The 15,806-nt window shown below is 56.3% G+C and carries 13 protein-coding genes and 1 tRNA gene; 8 read left to right on the forward strand and 6 right to left on the reverse strand.

The features are described 5' to 3' along the window. Positions 1–197 precede the first annotated feature (197 nt). Complete coding sequence (locus BLR69_RS13880) at positions 198–605, forward strand: hypothetical protein (RefSeq protein WP_069788554.1); 408 nt, start codon at positions 198–200, stop codon at positions 603–605. Positions 606–1,872: 1,267 nt separating this feature from the next. On the opposite strand, the gene BLR69_RS13895 is transcribed toward BLR69_RS13880, so the two are convergent. Continuing rightward, positions 1,873–2,757, reverse strand: coding sequence for a hypothetical protein (locus BLR69_RS13895; protein ID WP_071493915.1), 885 nt, complete (start codon positions 2,755–2,757; stop codon positions 1,873–1,875). 331 nt (positions 2,758–3,088) lie between these two features. Continuing rightward, positions 3,089–3,394, reverse strand: a complete 306-nt coding sequence (locus tag BLR69_RS13900) for a hypothetical protein (RefSeq protein ID WP_071493916.1) — start codon at positions 3,392–3,394, stop codon at positions 3,089–3,091. 110 nt (positions 3,395–3,504) lie between these two features. Here BLR69_RS13900 and BLR69_RS13905 point away from each other — a divergent pair, with 110 nt between their 5' ends. The 3 genes from BLR69_RS13905 to BLR69_RS13915 all read left to right on the forward strand — a co-directional run bounded on the left by BLR69_RS13905 (position 3,505) and on the right by BLR69_RS13915 (position 6,491). Then, complete coding sequence (locus BLR69_RS13905) at positions 3,505–3,756, forward strand: helix-turn-helix domain-containing protein (protein WP_071493917.1); 252 nt, start codon at positions 3,505–3,507, stop codon at positions 3,754–3,756. Between the two features lie 125 nt (positions 3,757–3,881). Beyond that, on the forward strand, positions 3,882–4,793 hold the full coding sequence (locus BLR69_RS13910) for a pPIWI-associating nuclease domain-containing protein (RefSeq protein WP_071493918.1): 912 nt from the start codon (positions 3,882–3,884) through the stop codon (positions 4,791–4,793). Positions 4,794–4,895: 102 nt separating this feature from the next. After that, a complete protein-coding gene (locus BLR69_RS13915; RefSeq protein WP_076955199.1) occupies positions 4,896–6,491 on the forward strand; it encodes a YecA family protein in 1,596 nt (531 codons plus the stop codon). 379 nt (positions 6,492–6,870) lie between these two features. Here BLR69_RS13915 and BLR69_RS13920 read toward each other — a convergent pair. Further along, positions 6,871–6,960: transfer RNA gene (locus tag BLR69_RS13920), tRNA-Ser, on the reverse strand. A gap of 320 nt (positions 6,961–7,280) precedes the next feature. Between BLR69_RS13920 and BLR69_RS13925 the strand changes: the two genes are divergently transcribed. The 3 genes from BLR69_RS13925 (at position 7,281) to BLR69_RS13935 (ending at position 10,088) form a co-directional block, all read left to right on the forward strand. Next, complete coding sequence (locus BLR69_RS13925; RefSeq protein WP_071493919.1) at positions 7,281–7,973, forward strand: crotonase/enoyl-CoA hydratase family protein; 693 nt, start codon at positions 7,281–7,283, stop codon at positions 7,971–7,973. A gap of 212 nt (positions 7,974–8,185) precedes the next feature. Further along, positions 8,186–8,926, forward strand: coding sequence for a 1-acylglycerol-3-phosphate O-acyltransferase (locus tag BLR69_RS13930; RefSeq protein ID WP_071493920.1), 741 nt, complete (start codon positions 8,186–8,188; stop codon positions 8,924–8,926). Positions 8,927–9,116: 190 nt separating this feature from the next. Further along, positions 9,117–10,088 (forward strand): magnesium and cobalt transport protein CorA, encoded by a 972-nt coding sequence (locus tag BLR69_RS13935; RefSeq protein ID WP_071493921.1) that lies wholly within the window; start codon positions 9,117–9,119, stop codon positions 10,086–10,088. On the opposite strand, the gene BLR69_RS13940 is transcribed toward BLR69_RS13935, so the two are convergent. The 3 genes from BLR69_RS13940 to BLR69_RS13950 form a co-directional block, all read right to left on the reverse strand. After that, entirely contained in the window at positions 10,085–10,810 is a 726-nt protein-coding gene (locus tag BLR69_RS13940; protein WP_071493922.1) for an amidotransferase, read from the reverse strand. The two genes, BLR69_RS13935 and BLR69_RS13940, sit on opposite strands and share 4 nt — an antisense overlap. Positions 10,811–10,893: 83 nt before the next feature. Next, positions 10,894–13,041 (reverse strand): 3-hydroxyacyl-CoA dehydrogenase NAD-binding domain-containing protein, encoded by a 2,148-nt coding sequence (locus BLR69_RS13945; RefSeq protein WP_071493923.1) that lies wholly within the window; start codon positions 13,039–13,041, stop codon positions 10,894–10,896. A gap of 14 nt (positions 13,042–13,055) precedes the next feature. After that, positions 13,056–14,261, reverse strand: a complete 1,206-nt coding sequence (locus tag BLR69_RS13950; RefSeq protein ID WP_071493924.1) for an acetyl-CoA C-acetyltransferase — start codon at positions 14,259–14,261, stop codon at positions 13,056–13,058. Between the two features lie 645 nt (positions 14,262–14,906). On the opposite strand from BLR69_RS13950, the gene BLR69_RS13955 reads away from it, so the two are divergent. Next, a complete protein-coding gene (locus BLR69_RS13955) occupies positions 14,907–15,713 on the forward strand; it encodes a c-type cytochrome (RefSeq protein ID WP_071493925.1) in 807 nt (268 codons plus the stop codon). Positions 15,714–15,806: the final 93 nt, after the last annotated feature.

Here is a 15,806-nt window from a genome sequence, read left to right on the forward strand (position 1 = left end):
GAGCTAAGCAAATTAACGTTGCCCCCTACGGAAACAGAGGGCTTCAGACGTGCCACAAAGTCAATCTTAGAAACAACGTCCACATCGCGCACTGGTTTCGAGTGGGTTTTGTCCAGGTTATCAAGAGGTTTCCAAAACGGTATGACGTTACGGTGCCAGCATGGATAATCATGCCTATGACCAAGGAGCACTGGCGAATGGAACGATTGAACGGGTGGCAAAGGCTGTGGGTTGCGGTTGCAGTAATCCTGCTTGCCGCGATTACCCTAGGCGGGGTGGATTCCTACCCTAGCCAATCCGAGGTCAAAGACAGGTATCAGGCACGACTAAAGTTTTGGGGCGACTGCAACCTCTACTATCAAGGCCACAAGCTAGCACCAGAAACGCCACCATCACTCTGCCTCGACTTGAAAAAAGATGATGCGGTGATGACCTACAGGAAGACGGCAATCGAATACAGCGATGAAGTAGAGCGATTGCCTGTTAGGCGCCTAGGTTGGGCTGGGACCATTCTAGGTATATGGGCAATCACTAACCTCGTCATTTTCAGCGTATTTACCACCACAAGGTGGATATACCGGGGCTTTCGCCCCAAGGCTGCATAACCGTCTACATCTCACGCTGTATGGCCTACGAGACTTGGATCAGCGGACTATCACCAATCTGCACCACGTAAGCGATGGTAGCCAATTTGGCGTGGTGAGCAGCCTGCCTCAAGGCTTGGTCTACTTTCTTGGCAATGGGTGCCCGGTTCAATTCATCTTGGTAGGAGGTAGTCCAGACTGAGTAACCAGTTACTCGCTGCCAGCCTTGTTTGCGGAGTGACATTTCAAACCTCAAGCGCTGGAGGGCCGTAGCTTCCTTTAGCTGGGATATCGCCGTGCAATGCACCATTGAAATCTTCTCTGTGATGGACGCTTGCCCTAAGGGTATAGGACTACCCACAGCGCCGCTGTAAAGTTCAACTGCATTCATTGAACCCCCTACACTGTGGAAGGACCCATCATGAAATTCATCTGCACATTCACATTTCTACTGCTCGCCCAAGCAGCATATGCGGCTGACTCGGCTCCTGTCCCTGATCCCTACGGTGGCCCTGATAAGCGTCCAGAGAAAAGTGAGAATGTCACTGCCTACTTGAACGAAGACGGTACCTCTACCACCACGGCAGTGATCATTTACGCCGATGGTCATAAGGAATTCTGTATTACCCAAATGGTACGGCCTACAGCGGACCCACGGCGGTGGAAAGTCACCGGCAAGAAGTGCACACGAATTCTCTCGTATCTCAAATAACGGACTGCTGGGTGGACGACTTCGCCAATAGGGGCAGATAACCTCATAGCTTCCGCTATCGGATAATGTCAGTCTCTGTGCACAGATCAGCCAAGGGCTGATACACGGTCAAGACGGATCAGGATCACAGCGGCGCTGTAAAGTCATTCACCTTAACGCTTGTCTCCACCTCTCAGTGGACGTATCGCCACAGGACTTCCAGTCCAACCGAAGTCATACATAAAGAAATCACCACAGAACCGCTCTTACCTTTGATCTTGGATTCTTGTGCAGAATCGAATGCGCTCGCATTCAGTAGTTTTCCGTCAGCGCTCGCTGACAACTGTTGCCCATCACCTTCGGTGCAACAGATCAAGAGCAAAAGCTTTTTGGGTTGTGGTGATGCTGGATGTATTTATTGGTGGGCTGATCCGGAATCGGGACGATACGACTAACGGCAATCCACGTGTGAGTCCACCGTAGTGCTCCGCACTGTGCGACAGCACTGCAACGTAACAATCGATAACTCCGTTATCCCGGCAAAAACACCACAACACCCACCCCCTTAGTATTGTTCGCGCGGTTGGGGTGATCTGGTCAGTAGCCCAGATTGGCGATGGATTCTTCCACCTCGGCGTAGTGCTCGGGCCTTAGCCATCCCTGATCCTCAACGTAGTCAAGGAACGGGTTGCTACCAGTCGGTTCCAGGGAATACCCATCGTAGGAATCGACTTTGCCCATCACTGCGTCTGGCATACGGCCAAGGCCGTTGGCCTGTTCCTCTGCACGCTCAATCAACACGCTGATGGGTTCCGACCCGACCTCAGGGATTGCCAGCTTCAGAATGTGCGAGCGTGCAGCCTTCCTTTGCTTTGCGAATTCAGTTAGGTACTGGTCGCCCTCGAATTGGTTGGGCGAACCTTCATCGACAACCAGCTCAACACCACAGGCAGCCATGTATTCATCGACGACGTCTTGCAACCGCTGGGCAAGGGTCACGGCGCACTCGCGAATCTTTCGGTTGCATTCCACAGGGGCGCGGGCATCAAACCAATCCATTAGGAATACGGCAACCTCACCTCTTGAAGCCGCAATCTCCCGGATACGCATACGCACACGGCTCGCACAGTCTTTGTCGTAGCCACCTTCGCGCTTGCCTTCTTGGGAGTTCCATGTGGATCCATAGCATTCAAACATGATGCTGTGAAACAGATAATCCTTGATGCCAAGTGGGCTGACAGCCAAGGGGTAGGCTTTCGCAACTGCACGACCGAAAGGGTCGTTATATGACTTTTGTCCCTTTACTACACCAGAAGTGAGACGCCGGACGTGATGTTCCGTTACACCTAAGCGCTGCTCGATCTTCCGGCGTGAAATGCCCTGCCGATGCAGCTCAACAATCTGTTCATCAATGGTGGGGGCAATAGTGTCTTGGTTGGCAGCGATTGTGCCGGGGGTCAAACGAAGGGTAAACGTACGCATACTGTTCGGCTCCTGTGTGGTAGTTCAATTCATAGGCGAATGCCTCGGGTAAGTTGTTGGGTCATTTTCCAGACGGCAAGAAACCAACGCCTGACGTTGCACTGGGGCAAGTCGAGATCGTTCAGTTCTGGCTTTCTGGAAAGCGGCTAATATGCATTTTAAGACCATAGTTGTCAAGCAACTTTACACTTTCAAGCCCCTGTAGTGCGATATGAGAGCCTTACTCTTGGCAGGCAGCCCAAACTTCGCCTTACAGCATACGTGACGACTAAGAGGCCAGCAGAGGCTTACAAATGCAACTTCGCCCCCCCCCTTTCTTAGCCAACGCCACTCAGTGACGAGAGTTCAGATAGACAATGAAAACGATCACGATAATGATGATCAACAATACTTTGTTCTTGTATTGATCCTCGTTGCGAATAGCCTGGTACGCTTCCACGTCGGACTTCCCAGATTCTTTGTGCTCCAGTATTCGAGCGATCTTCTTATCAATTCTTTTGTTATGCCTACTATTCTGCATGGCGACAAGAAACCAAAACACTAGCCACAACCCGACTGTAGGTATGCAAAGGAGGAGATGCAGAATGTGATTGGTGGTCTTCTTCTGGCCGTTCAGCACGTAGATTCGTTCGTTCATGACTGTGCTCACCTAATAAACACTGGAGTGTCGAGCGGACAAAATATCTGAAATTCAGATATCTGAAAAGCAGATATAGGTTGAGCAGCTAATCTCCATAGCTGACGACCATGCCTAAAACGATCTACAGACATGAGCACGCTGTGCTCTTGTCACTGCTGAAGAAATACCGAGACGAGGCAGGTCTGACCCAGGTCCAGTGCTCAAAAGCGCTGGGGCGCCCGCAATCCTTCATGAGTGACGTTGAGAGTGGGACGCGCCGCCTGGATGTAGTACAGGTCCGCGATCTGTGCAACGTCCTTGGAGTTAAGCTTACGAAACTGGCAATTGACCTTGAAGAACTACTAGCAGAGGAAGGATGAGGCTATACATACGACCAAACGTATCCTCGAAGTGTTAGCTATGAGCTTCATCACATTTTCGAGGGTGACTGGCATTAACGTCGGTCAAAACCAAGGGCGATGACTACCGAGAAGGCTGCTGACGCATGATTGACGAAATGATCGCTATCGAAGATCCAGTAGATTGGCTGCTGGGGACGGATGAATTCCATCACAGTCTCTATGCCGCAGCACTCCGAAACTTGGAAGACGTAGATAATAAGCTCCGCTTCAACAACTTCGCCTACGCACTGCGGGAGCTGACCAACTCTATTCTGATGAAACGGGCCCCCAAGGCAGAGGTCCTGAAGTGTCCTTGGTACAAAGACGAGATTCAGCTGCCTCACATTAGAGATGGGGTCACGAAGATCCAGCACGCTCGGTACGTGGTTCAGGGAGGACTTTCAGACGAATATGTTGCAAAGGAGCTGAAGCTTGATCTGTCGCCAGAACGCAAGGCGATCCGAGACTCGCTAACCGAGTTGAGCAAGTACACGCACGTAGAAGAGGCAACCTTCAACCTTCCTGGTCAGGAGGTCAAAATGCTTGTCGAAAAATCACTTGATGCCTTACGAGGGTTGGGAATGGCGATGGTTAACTGTCGCAGCCGCATAGCTCACAGCCTTTATGAAGCGATCGAAGACCAGGCTATCTACGAGGTCGTTTCTGACTCTCTCGAGGCGTTGGATAGCGTAGCTCATCATTATTCGCTGGAAGACGTCAGTGTCAATATCAGCGGGGTAGAGCGGATCACCCACGACACTGTTCATTTATTTGCAGCCGGGTTTATAAATGTTCAACTGCAGTGGGGATCTAACTCGGATGTTCGGCGCGGTGATGGCCACTTGCAAGATGATTCGTTTGAGTTTCGCTGCAGCCTCACCTGCTCTGTCGAGGACCCTACCGGTGATTCATTAGTAATGGAGGATGACTCTATTATCGTGGATACGAAGGCTTGGGGGCAGCGGGAGGACGAGTGGGACCATGTAAGTACGATTGACTCTGAGCCCGCGACCTAAACCAACTGGCCCCAGCCGTTCTGGCTAGACGGGCAGCTTCGACACCTGCTGCAAGCGGCCATTTCGTGGCGCTCAACTCCACCTGACGGGAAGCCTGTGCGGATGCGCAACAAGCCTGGTCGAAATGATCCCTGCCCTTGCGGTAGCGGCCGCAAGCTCAAAAAATGTCATGGGTCTGTCGACGGTCTCGGGCCGAATGTACCGCGCATGTACGAGCAGATGCAGATGAAACTCGCTCATCATGAAGCCCGTGAGTTTCAAAGGCGTGAGCAGCAGGGCCTTGGTAAGTCGATCATTTCCACTAAGTTCCATGATCACAGAGTCATAGCCGTCGGTAACACGATGCATTTCTCACAGAATTGGAAAACGTTTCACGACTTCCTGAACGACTACCCGAGGATCGTCTTGGGCAGAGAATGGTGGACGTCAGAGGTAAGCAAGCCTCCAGAAGAGCGACATCGCATTCTCACCTGGGCCGTCCGCAGCTCTGAGCATTCGAAAGCTCACATGGAACAGACTGGGCCAGGTGTTGCTCAGCCGATGACGGGGGCCATAGGTGCCTATATGCGCTTCGCATATGACCTCTACAGCCTGAAGCACGCCATTGAGGTCGAGAAATTGCTTATCGACCGAATCAAATGCGCGGAGAACTTCCCCGGCGCGTTGTATGAAGTGCGAGTCGCTGCCGCCCTGCTTCGGGCAGGCTTCAGCCTGCAACCCCAAGATGAAACTGACAGACGTAGTACCCACGTTGAGTTCATTGCCACTGACGCTAAGTCCGGTGCGATCTACGCCGTTGAGGCCAAGCGACGAGAAGGCAGGCGGATGAAAATCAACAGACAAATGAATCGCGCTTTGAGCAAAAAGTCGGATCATCCTCGCATTGTTTTCATTGACACAAATGACGAGCGACTGGAACTGGGCAGGGGCCAACCTAATCCAGTAGCGCTTGTAGAGGCTGAAAACCTCTTAAAGCTATATGAGCGAGATCCGGTTGGGCAAACGCTTCCGCAGGCGTATGTCATAGTCACGTACGAGCCAGAGGAGCATCACCTTGATGCTATTGATCTGCCTTCTGGAGTGCTGCTATGGGGCTTTCACCTCGAAGATCTTCACCCTGGGCCCAAAACCCTGCTTCAGCAGGTCAAAACTAGGCGTCAGCATGCGCCAGTGTTTTCGCTACTGGAGTCCATGCAGAAGCACCGGCGCATTCCCACTACGTTCGACGGAGAGACTGAGGCGTTCTCAGACGGAAGTTCCAAGACACGGCTACAGGTTGGTCAGCGGATGGAAGTGCCAGCACCTAACGGAACACAGATAGAGGCTACGGTAGAGAGTTGCGTCGTTATACCAACGTGGAGAGAGGCAGCGTGTCTCGTTCGCACGGACGATCAACAGCGCTTCATAGTCAAGATTCCGTTGACGGAAGATGAACTAAAGGCTCACATCCAGCACCCTAAGACCTTTTTCGGCGTTATTGATAAAAATGCTGGCCGTTCGTCTCCGAAGACCGGCTTGGACTGGTTCGACTTCTTATGGGAAACATACTCGAGCAGCACAAAAGAGAAGCTGATTGAGCTCATGGGGCATGCACCTGACGTTGAACGATTGAAGGAGATGACCCGAGAGGATTTGGCCGACGAGTACTGCGCTCGAATGGCAAGCGCAATGATGACGCCCCAAATGGAAAAGATGTGAGCCATTATCCGGGTATAGCTCCACAATACTTTAGCGCCTGAGAACGGGGGGGCTTCCTCGCCCTTCAATGAGCATGGAATGTCCCAACGAGTCAGCTCATGCCATTTATCACAACGGCTGAACAACCGTTTTCCGCAGTCGAGACTGGTCATTCCAAATGCCGTCTCTGGGCCGAACGAATTCGTACGCGAGTGGCTGATTTTGGCCGATTCCTGCCAGTCAGGAGTAAAACCAAAAACGTTCTCGACGATGGATTGGATCGCCTTAGCTGCATAGGTCGAGAGGGAATGCGACGTAGAGCGAGAGTAGTACAATTGAGTAGTACAAACGAAAAAGCCCGCGAACTCTAAGTAACTGAATTCACGGGCTTTTCTAAATGTGGCGGTGAAGGAGAGATTCGAACTCTCGATACAATTTCTTGTATACACACTTTCCAGGCGTGCTCCTTAAGCCACTCGGACACTTCACCGTATCTCGTCAAACCAGTTCAGTCTGTCGAGGCGCGCTAATGTAGTCGAAAGCCTTTCTGATGGCAAAGGTTTTTTTCAGAATATTCATGCGCTTAGCCGGTTATGCCGCTCACCGCCCGGCAAGGGGCGTTGATTGTGCCATTCTCAGGCATTGGCGGTAGGTCTCTGGGGTGGCGATTGTGCCCTGTCCCAGGCATTCCGATGCGCTGTGCAGGGGAAAACCCTGACTGGCCAGTCAGTCACAGCGCTTTACCGGGGCGGGCGTGGTGGGTAACGTCTGCTGCATTCTTCTATAACAAGTCCTACAAGGAACCGCGTCATGAGTGAGTTGATTGCCTACCACCTCGAAGACGGTATCGCGACCCTGACCTTGAGCAACGGCAAGGTGAATGCCATTTCTCCGGCGGTGGTCAGTGCCTTTAATGAAGCGCTGGACCAGGCGGAGAAGGACCGGGCGGTGGTGGTGATCACTGGGACGCCGGGGATTTTGTCGGGTGGTTATGATTTGAAGGTGATGACCGCCGGCCCTAAAGAGGCCATCGGCCTGGTGACGTCCGGGTCGACGTTGGCGCGTCGCCTGCTGTCGCACCCGTTCCCGGTGATTGTGGCGTGCCCTGGGCATGCGGTGGCCAAGGGCGCCTTCCTGCTCTTGTCGGCAGATTATCGGATTGGGGTGGATGGCCCGTTCAGCATTGGCCTGAACGAGGTGGCGATTGGCATGACCATGCACCACGCCGGTATCGAGTTGGCGCGGGATCGCCTGCGCAAGTCGGCCTTCCATCGTTCGGTGATCAATGCCGAGATGTTTGACCCGCAGGGCGCTTTGCAAGCCGGCTTCCTCGATAAGGTGGTGGCACCGGAGGAGCTGCACGCGGCTGCGCTGGAGGCGGCACGTCAGTTGAAGAAGCTCAACATGAACGCCCACAAGCACACCAAGTTGAAAGTCCGTAAAGAACTGTTGGAAGCCTTGGATGACGCCATCATCCAGGACCAAGGGCATATCCTGAGTTAAGCCCTACGCCTGATACACCGAAGCCCGACCTTGAGTCGGGCTTTTTCTTACAACCAATTCCGAATCATCTTCAGCCGCTCTAGCTTGCCCGTATCGACAGATGTTGAAACATGCGCTTAAACATCGCCTATCTCCTACCTCTACCGGGGTAATTGCCGAATACAGTGCACAACCGTACACTGCGCCACCTTTTGTCCCGGTGGGCCGTATCGATGCTTTTTCTGTTGCGTATGTTGTTGATGAGCCTGCACTTTATGCTCGCCGGTGTGCTCGGCGTGCTGGTTGGTGTGTGCCGGCCGTTCAACCCCGACAACAGTCGCCTTTGCGCACGCCTGTATGCGCTGCCGGCCATGTGGATCCTGCGGCTCAACGTGAAGGCCGATGTGGACTCGCTGCGCAACAAGCCCGGCACCTGCGTGATCATCGCCAATCACCAATCCAACTATGACCTGTTTGTGTTCGGCAACGTAGTGCCCTACCGCACGGTGTGCATCGCCAAGAAAAGTCTGAAATGGGTGCCGCTGTTCGGCCAGTTGTTCTGGTTGGCGGGCAATGTGTTGATTGACCGGGGCAATGCGCACAAGGCACGCCGCGCGATGCTTACCACCACCCACACTTTGCAGCACGAAGACACTTCGATCTGGGTGTTCCCGGAAGGCACGCGCAACCTGGGCCAAGGGTTGCTGCCGTTCAAGAAAGGCGCGTTCCATATGGCTATCGCGGCGGGTGTGCCGATTGTGCAGGTGTGTGTCAGCAATTACGTCACGCATATGCAGCTCAATCGCTGGAACAGCGGGGATGTGCTCATACGGTCGTTGCCGCCGATTCCTACAACGGGCCTGACCTCAGATGACATTCCTCAGTTGATGCAAACCTGCCAGACGCAGATGGATGAGTGCATCAAGGCAATGGATCTGGAACTGAATACCTCCCAAGCAAGTCGCCCGCTGTAGGAGCGAGCTTGCTCGCGAAAAACATACAGGCGACAAGGGCGTCCTGATAGCGCCGCGTTTTCGTTGACGTTCTTCGCGAGCAAGCTCGCTCCTACAGTAAAGAGCAAAGCAGCGTTCAACGGCTACAACGGAACGCCATTCAGGCTAAGCTGCCCAACACCTGTCATCCCAATAAGAAGCGATCAGCACCATGGGTAGAGTTGTTGCGGCCGCCGTCTACAGCGCCGGTAAGAAAGTTTCGGATATCACCCTCGACGAAGGCGCGGCCTGGGCCGCCAAACCCGATCACTTTGTGTGGATCGGCCTGGAAGAACCCAACGCCCAGGAGCTGGCCAACCTGCAACGCCAGTTCAACCTGCATGAACTGGCCATCGAAGACGCCCTGGAAAAACACAGCCGCCCCAAACTGGAAACCTTCGGCGATGCACTGTTTATCGTCACCTACTCACCGGTGCGCGAGAACGGCAAGCTGGAGTTTATCGAAACCCATATTTTTGCCGGCAACGGCTACATCATCACCGCCCGCAATGGGCACTCGGCGTCCTACGGCTTTGTGCGCCAGCGTTGTGAGGCGCGGCCGTTGTTGCTGGAGCATGGGGAAGATTTCGTACTCTATGCGCTGCTGGATTTCGTCACCGAGAACTACCAGCCGGTGAGCGAAGCGATCCACGCCGAGATCGATGAACTGGAGCGCAACGTGTTGTGCAGTTCGTTGAGCGAGCGCGATATCCAGAACCTCCACGGGCTGCGCCGCGATGTGCTGCGGCTCAAGCGTTATGTGGCGCCGATGGTGGAGATCAGCCAGGAGCTGCAGAAGCTCAGCTTCCCGTTCATCGACAAGAACATGCGCCCGTATTTCCGTGACGTGCAGATTCACGTGACGCGGCAGATGGAAGACCTCACCACCCTGCGCGATATCGCCAGCCAGACCATCGAAATCGGTGTGTTACTGGAGGCTTCGCGCCAGAGCGTGGTGCAGCGCAAGTTCGCCGCGTGGGCGGCGATCCTCGCATTCCCCACCGCGGTGGCGGGAATTTATGGGATGAACTTCCAGAACATGCCCGAGCTGCAATGGCACTACGGCTATTTTGCGGTGCTCGGGTTTATTGCGACGGGTTGCACGGGGTTGTGGGCCAGTTTCAAACGGTCGGGTTGGCTTTAAACCTGAGCTTCGGACTTGTGCGCCACAAACCGCATCATCCATTCCGCCACGGTTGCACCGTGGTGGTCGCGCTCAAGGCTGGCTACGCCGTTTGTGTAGACCTTTTCACCCAGGGTTGTCTGAAGAATCTCCAACAACTCGCGGGAATAGTCGTGGACAAACTCCGGGTGGCCCTGGAAGCACAGCACCTGGTCGCCGATGTGGTAGGCCGCGAACGGGCAAAACGCGCTGGAGGCGATGACCGTGGCATTCTCCGGCAGCGTGGTCACCTGGTCCTGATGGCTGATCAATAGGGTCAGTTCCGGCACTTCGGGGCTCATCCAAGGGGCCTTGGCATCGAGCTGGTAGTCGTGGATGCCCATGCCCCAGCCCTGGCCGGCGCGCTCGGCCTTGCCGCCCAGCAACAGTGCCAGCAATTGATGACCGAAGCAGATACCTAGCAGCTTGTCGCCGCGTTCGTAGCGGTCGAGCAGGTAGGTCTTGAGGGTCTGGATCCATGGGTCAGTGCCGAAGGAGTCGGCCTTGCTGCCGGTGACCAGGTACGCGTCGAACACTTCGTCGTCCGACGGGTACTCACCGTTCACCACGTTGTACACCACGAACTCGGCGGGAATCGGCTGCTTGGCGAACAGGCGCTTGAACATCTGCCCGTACCCTTGGTATTGATCGATCAAGCCTGGACGCAGGATATCGGTTTCCAGGATACAGACGCGTAGCGACATAAAAAATACCTGACACGGTGATGGGAATATTGCACACCCCAGAGCCTGCCCTGAAATACCCCTTCAAGGCAAGCCCCCCTGCTTCACCGGAACACTTCACCCTGCGCCGCTTTCTCCAGCAACAACCCCGGCGGCGTGAAACGTTCGCCATACTGCTCCGCCAGGTAGCGGGCGCGGGCGATAAAGTCGTTCAGCCCATATTGGTTGATGAACTGCAACGCGCCGCCGCTCCAGGCCGCAAAGCCAATGCCGAAAACAGACCCCACATTCGCGTCGGCCGTGGACATCAACACCCCCTCTTCCAAACAGCGCACCGTCTCGATCGCCTGGATAAACAGCAGGCGGTCGCGTACATCCTGCGGCGAGATGCGTTGACCGGGCCGTTCAAAGCGGCTTTTCAACTCCGGCCACAGGTACTTTTGCCCGCCGCTGGGGTACTCATAGAAACCGCCTCCCGCCGCCTTGCCCACGCGCTTGTATTCGTTGACCAACAGATCAATCACCGCCGTCGCCGGATGCGCAGGCAGCGCCTTGCCCTCCGCCTGCAGGTCCTTGGCCGTCTGCTGTCGGATATGGCTCATCAGGCTGAGGGACACTTCGTCAGACACCGCCAACGGCCCCACCGGCATGCCGGCCTTGCGCGCTTCGGTCTCGATCATCGGTGCGGCCACGCCTTCACCGAGCATGGCGATGCCTTCGTTAGTAAAGGTGCCGAACACCCGTGAAGTGAAGAAGCCACGGCTGTCATTAACCACGATCGGGGTTTTCTTGATTTGCAGGACAAAATCGAAACCACGGGCCAGGGTTTCGTCACTGGTGCGCGCGCCCTTGATGATTTCCACCAGGGGCATCTTGTCCACCGGGCTGAAGAAGTGCAGGCCGATGAACTTGGCTTGCTCCGGCACTGCCGTGGCCAGGCCGCTGATGGGCAAGGTGGAGGTATTGGAGGCGATCACAGCGTCGGCGCCGACCACGCTTTGCGCAGCGGCCGAGACCTTGGCCTTGAGTTCACGATCTTCGAATACCGCTTCGATGATCAAGTCGCAACCCGCCAGGTCGGTATCGGAGTCCGTAGGACGAATCCGCGCCAAAATGGTTTCCCGCTGCTCGGCGGTCAATTGCCCACGGCTGACCTTCTTGTCCAGCAGCGCAGCTGAATGCGCCTTGCCCTTCTCGGCGGCCGCCAGGTTGATGTCCTTGAGCACCACCTCGATACCGGCGCTGGCGCTGACATAGGCAATGCCCGCCCCCATCATCCCGGCGCCCAGCACACCGACTTTGCGCGTGACATACGGTGCAAACCCTTGCGGTCGCGAGCTGCCGGCGTTGATCTCGTTAAGCTGGAACCAGAAAGTGCCGATCATGTTTTTTGCCACCTGCCCCGTCACCAACTCGGTGAAGTAACGGGTTTCGATCAGGTGCGCGGTGTCGAAGTCCACCTGGGCGCCTTCAACGGCCGCACAGAGAATTTTCTCCGGGGCGGGGAAACAGCCGTTGGTTTTACTGCGCAAAATCGACGGCGCAATGGCCAGCATCTGCGCCACTTTTGGGTTCGACGGTGTACCGCCCGGAATCTGGTAGGCCTTGTTGTCCCACGGTTGCCTGGCGTCCGGATTGGCCAGGATCCAGGCGCGGGACTTGGCCAGCAACTCATCGCGATCCGCCGCCAGCTCGTTGATCAAGCCGGCTTGCAGTGCCTGCTGCGGCCGCACTTTCTTGCCTTCGAGCAAATACGGCAAGGCCTTTTCCAGCCCCAGCATGCGCACCATGCGCACGACCCCGCCGCCGCCCGGCAGCAGGCCCAGGGTGACTTCCGGCAAGCCCAACTGCACCGACTTGTCGTCCAGCGCAACGCGGTAATGGCATGCCAGGCAAATCTCCCAACCGCCCCCGAGTGCCGCACCGTTGATAGCGGCCACCACGGGCTTGCCGAGGGTTTCCAGGCGCCGCAGTTGCGCCTTCAACACCCGCACACCGTCGTAGAAATCCTTGGCGTGGGCCTTGTCGACCTTGATCAGTTCATTGAGGTCGCCACCCGCGAAAAAAGTCTTCTTCGCCGAGGTAATGACGACGCCGGCGATGCTGTCCCTTTGCGCCTCCAGGCGCTCCACCGTAGCCGCCATGGCCTCGCGGTACACGCCGTTCATGGTGTTGGCCCTCTGGCCGGGCATGTCGAGGGTCAACACCACGATGCCGTCCTGGCCTTTTTCGTAACGAATGGCTTGGGTCATGACAAGTTCCTTGGTCAGAGGCGTTCGATAATGGTGGCGATGCCCATGCCACCACCGACACACAGGGTGGCCAGGCCATAGCGCTGCTGGCGTACTTCGAGTTCATCGAGCAGGGTGCCGAGGATCGCGCAGCCGGTCGCCCCCAACGGGTGCCCCATGGCGATCGAGCCGCCGTTGACGTTCACGCGAGCGGCGTCAATGCCCATATCCTTGATGAACTTGAGCACTACCGAGGCAAACGCTTCGTTGACCTCGAACAGGTCAATGTCTTCAACGCGCAGGCCGGCCTTGGCCAGGGCCTTGCGCGTAGCGGGCGCAGGGCCGGTGAGCATGATGGTCGGGTCGGTGCTGGTGACCGCTGTGGCAACGATACGCGCGCGCGGTTGCAGGCCCAGCTCGCGCCCCTTGGCTTCGGAGCCGATCAACATCAGCGCGGCGCCATCGACGATGCCGGAACTGTTGCCGGGGGTGTGTACGTGGTGGATGCGTTCTACGTGGCTGTAGACACGCAACGCGGTGGCATCGAAGCCCATCTGCCCCATCATTTCGAAACTCGGCTTGAGCTTGCCGAGGCCTTCAAGGGTGGAGTCGCCGCGAATGAATTCGTCATGGTCCAGCAGTACGATGCCATTCTGGTCCTGCACCGCGATCAGCGATTTGTTGAAGGAACCCTCCGCACGCGCCCTCGCCGCTTTCTGCTGGGAATGCAGGGCAAAGGCGTCGACGTCCTCGCGGGTGAAACCTTCCAGGGTGGCGATCAGGTCCGCGCCAATGCCCTGCGGGGTGAAGTGACTGTGCATATTGGTCTGCGGGTCGAGCACCCAGGCGCCACCGTCACTGCCCATGGGCACGCGGGACATGGACTCGACACCGCCGACCACCACCAGGTCCTCGAAGCCGGAGCGGACTTTCATCGCCCCCAGGTTGACCGCTTCCAGGCCTGACGCGCAGAAGCGGTTGACCTGCACCCCGGCGACGCTGATGTCCCAGTCCGCCACCAGCGCGGCGGTCTTGGCGATGTCGGCGCCCTGGTCGCCTACCGGGGTCACGCAGCCGAGCACGATGTCGTCCACCTGGTGGGTGTCCAAGTCACTGCGCCGGGCCAGCGCCGTGAGCAGGCCGGCTACCAGGTTCACCGGCTTGACGCTGTGCAGGGCACCGTCCGGCTTGCCTTTGCCACGGGGGGTGCGTATTGCATCAAAGATCAACGCTTGGGTCATGACGTCCTCGAACCAGTGTGCATGTGTGCCCTACCTTAGGCCCGATTGACACGGTTTCAATGACGGATGCGCTCATTGCTTTTGACCCCCTCGCTCGGACGAACGGTAGGCACCTGAGGTAATCACCTGATTAATCGTTTTAGCTGTCTAGCCAAGGCATTGGCGCCAAGATGGCGATATGCCTCATGCCTTTTTAAGCTGAAATTCTGATTAGCTGATATGAAATGAGTCTAAGCCGCGAAGAACGAGGGCTCTAAGGTTGAATCAGTAAGAAGTTGCTGCCGGGTTTTGCTGGAGCAACTGTAAGAAAAGCGACACGTCATCTCGCCATACTGAAATAAGACCGGCACGCATTTGACGCTCAGGAATAACAACAAAAGGCAGTCAGCCATGTTCAAACATTCGAAAGTACGTCAGGCGGGACTCATTCTGTTCGCCACCACACTGATTCTGATCTTGCCCAATTTGACCAAGGTCATTGGGTGACCCCCCAACGCCACATTCCGTGCATTCACAGCACCGGGTCTGCAGCTTTTGGCAGCGCCTGCCAGGACATTGCGCATAGCGGTCCGGCAGGGGCTGCCTTTTTGCGCGCCGATTTCCGGTATCGTTAGCTTAAACAGCCCTTTGATTCGAGCCTGCGTCTTGAAATCCATCCTCGCCCTCCTCGCCCTGCTGATCGCGCTTCCTGCTGCAGCCGCGCAATTGACCATCGAACTCGACCATTCCCGCAAGACCTGGCAGACGGCCGACTTGCTCAAGCACCCGCAAGCACAGACGGTGCAGATTGTCGATGACGTCTCCTACAAGCGCAGCATGAGTTATCGCGCAGTGCCGCTGGCCGTACTCCTACCGGGTTTGAAACCTGAGAGCCATCTGCAAGCGGTTGCCCTGGATGGATTCGCCGCCGAACTCACCGCCGCGCCGTTGCTGGAACAACAGGGTGCACGTGCTTGGCTGGCGGTGGAGGACCCTGCTCAACCCTGGCCGGCGCTGGCAGATGGCAAACCGAGTGCCGGGCCGTTCTACCTGGTATGGACTGACCCGCAAGCCGGGGCTATCAGCCCTGAGCAGTGGCCGTTCCAGATCTCCGGGATCAAGCAGTTGAAGACGGTGGCGGAGCGCTTTCCGGCGTTGTTGCCGGATCCGAAGCTGGCGGCCAATGACCCGATCAACCAGGGTTTTGCCCTGTTCCAGAAAAATTGCCTGGCGTGTCACCGCCTCAATGGCGCCGGAGACGCCCAGGTCGGACCGGACCTGAATATCCCCTACAACCCCACCGAGTATTTTGGCGGTGATTTCCTCAAGCGCTATATCCGCAACCCGCAGAGTTTGCGGCATTGGCCACAGGCGAAGATGCCGGCGTTCGCGGCCAGTGTGTTGCCGGACGGTGAACTGGATTTATTGGTGGGGTATTTGAAGCATATGGCGGGGCGCAAACAGCAACCTTAAACATCCGGTGGTGAACGCGTTGTGGCGAGCGGGCTTGCTGTGGTGAGCGGGCTTGCCCCGCGCTGGGCTGCGCAGCAGCCCTGATCAAGCAGA

This window comes from Pseudomonas azotoformans (assembly GCF_900103345.1).
Taxonomy (GTDB): Bacteria; Pseudomonadota; Gammaproteobacteria; order Pseudomonadales; family Pseudomonadaceae; genus Aquipseudomonas; species Aquipseudomonas azotoformans.

Coding starts and splice junctions, on each gene's coding strand:
- BLR69_RS13880 (WP_069788554.1), top strand. CDS start 198: ATGGAACGATTGAACGGGTGGCAAAGGCTGTGGGTTGCGGTTGCAGTA.
- BLR69_RS13895 (WP_071493915.1), bottom strand. CDS start 2,757: ATGCGTACGTTTACCCTTCGTTTGACCCCCGGCACAATCGCTGCCAAC.
- BLR69_RS13900 (WP_071493916.1), bottom strand. CDS start 3,394: ATGAACGAACGAATCTACGTGCTGAACGGCCAGAAGAAGACCACCAAT.
- BLR69_RS13905 (WP_071493917.1), top strand. CDS start 3,505: ATGCCTAAAACGATCTACAGACATGAGCACGCTGTGCTCTTGTCACTG.
- BLR69_RS13910 (WP_071493918.1), top strand. CDS start 3,882: ATGATTGACGAAATGATCGCTATCGAAGATCCAGTAGATTGGCTGCTG.
- BLR69_RS13915 (WP_076955199.1), top strand. CDS start 4,896: ATGCGCAACAAGCCTGGTCGAAATGATCCCTGCCCTTGCGGTAGCGGC.
- BLR69_RS13925 (WP_071493919.1), top strand. CDS start 7,281: ATGAGTGAGTTGATTGCCTACCACCTCGAAGACGGTATCGCGACCCTG.
- BLR69_RS13930 (WP_071493920.1), top strand. CDS start 8,186: ATGCTTTTTCTGTTGCGTATGTTGTTGATGAGCCTGCACTTTATGCTC.
- BLR69_RS13935 (WP_071493921.1), top strand. CDS start 9,117: ATGGGTAGAGTTGTTGCGGCCGCCGTCTACAGCGCCGGTAAGAAAGTT.
- BLR69_RS13940 (WP_071493922.1), bottom strand. CDS start 10,810: ATGTCGCTACGCGTCTGTATCCTGGAAACCGATATCCTGCGTCCAGGC.
- BLR69_RS13945 (WP_071493923.1), bottom strand. CDS start 13,041: ATGACCCAAGCCATTCGTTACGAAAAAGGCCAGGACGGCATCGTGGTG.
- BLR69_RS13950 (WP_071493924.1), bottom strand. CDS start 14,261: ATGACCCAAGCGTTGATCTTTGATGCAATACGCACCCCCCGTGGCAAA.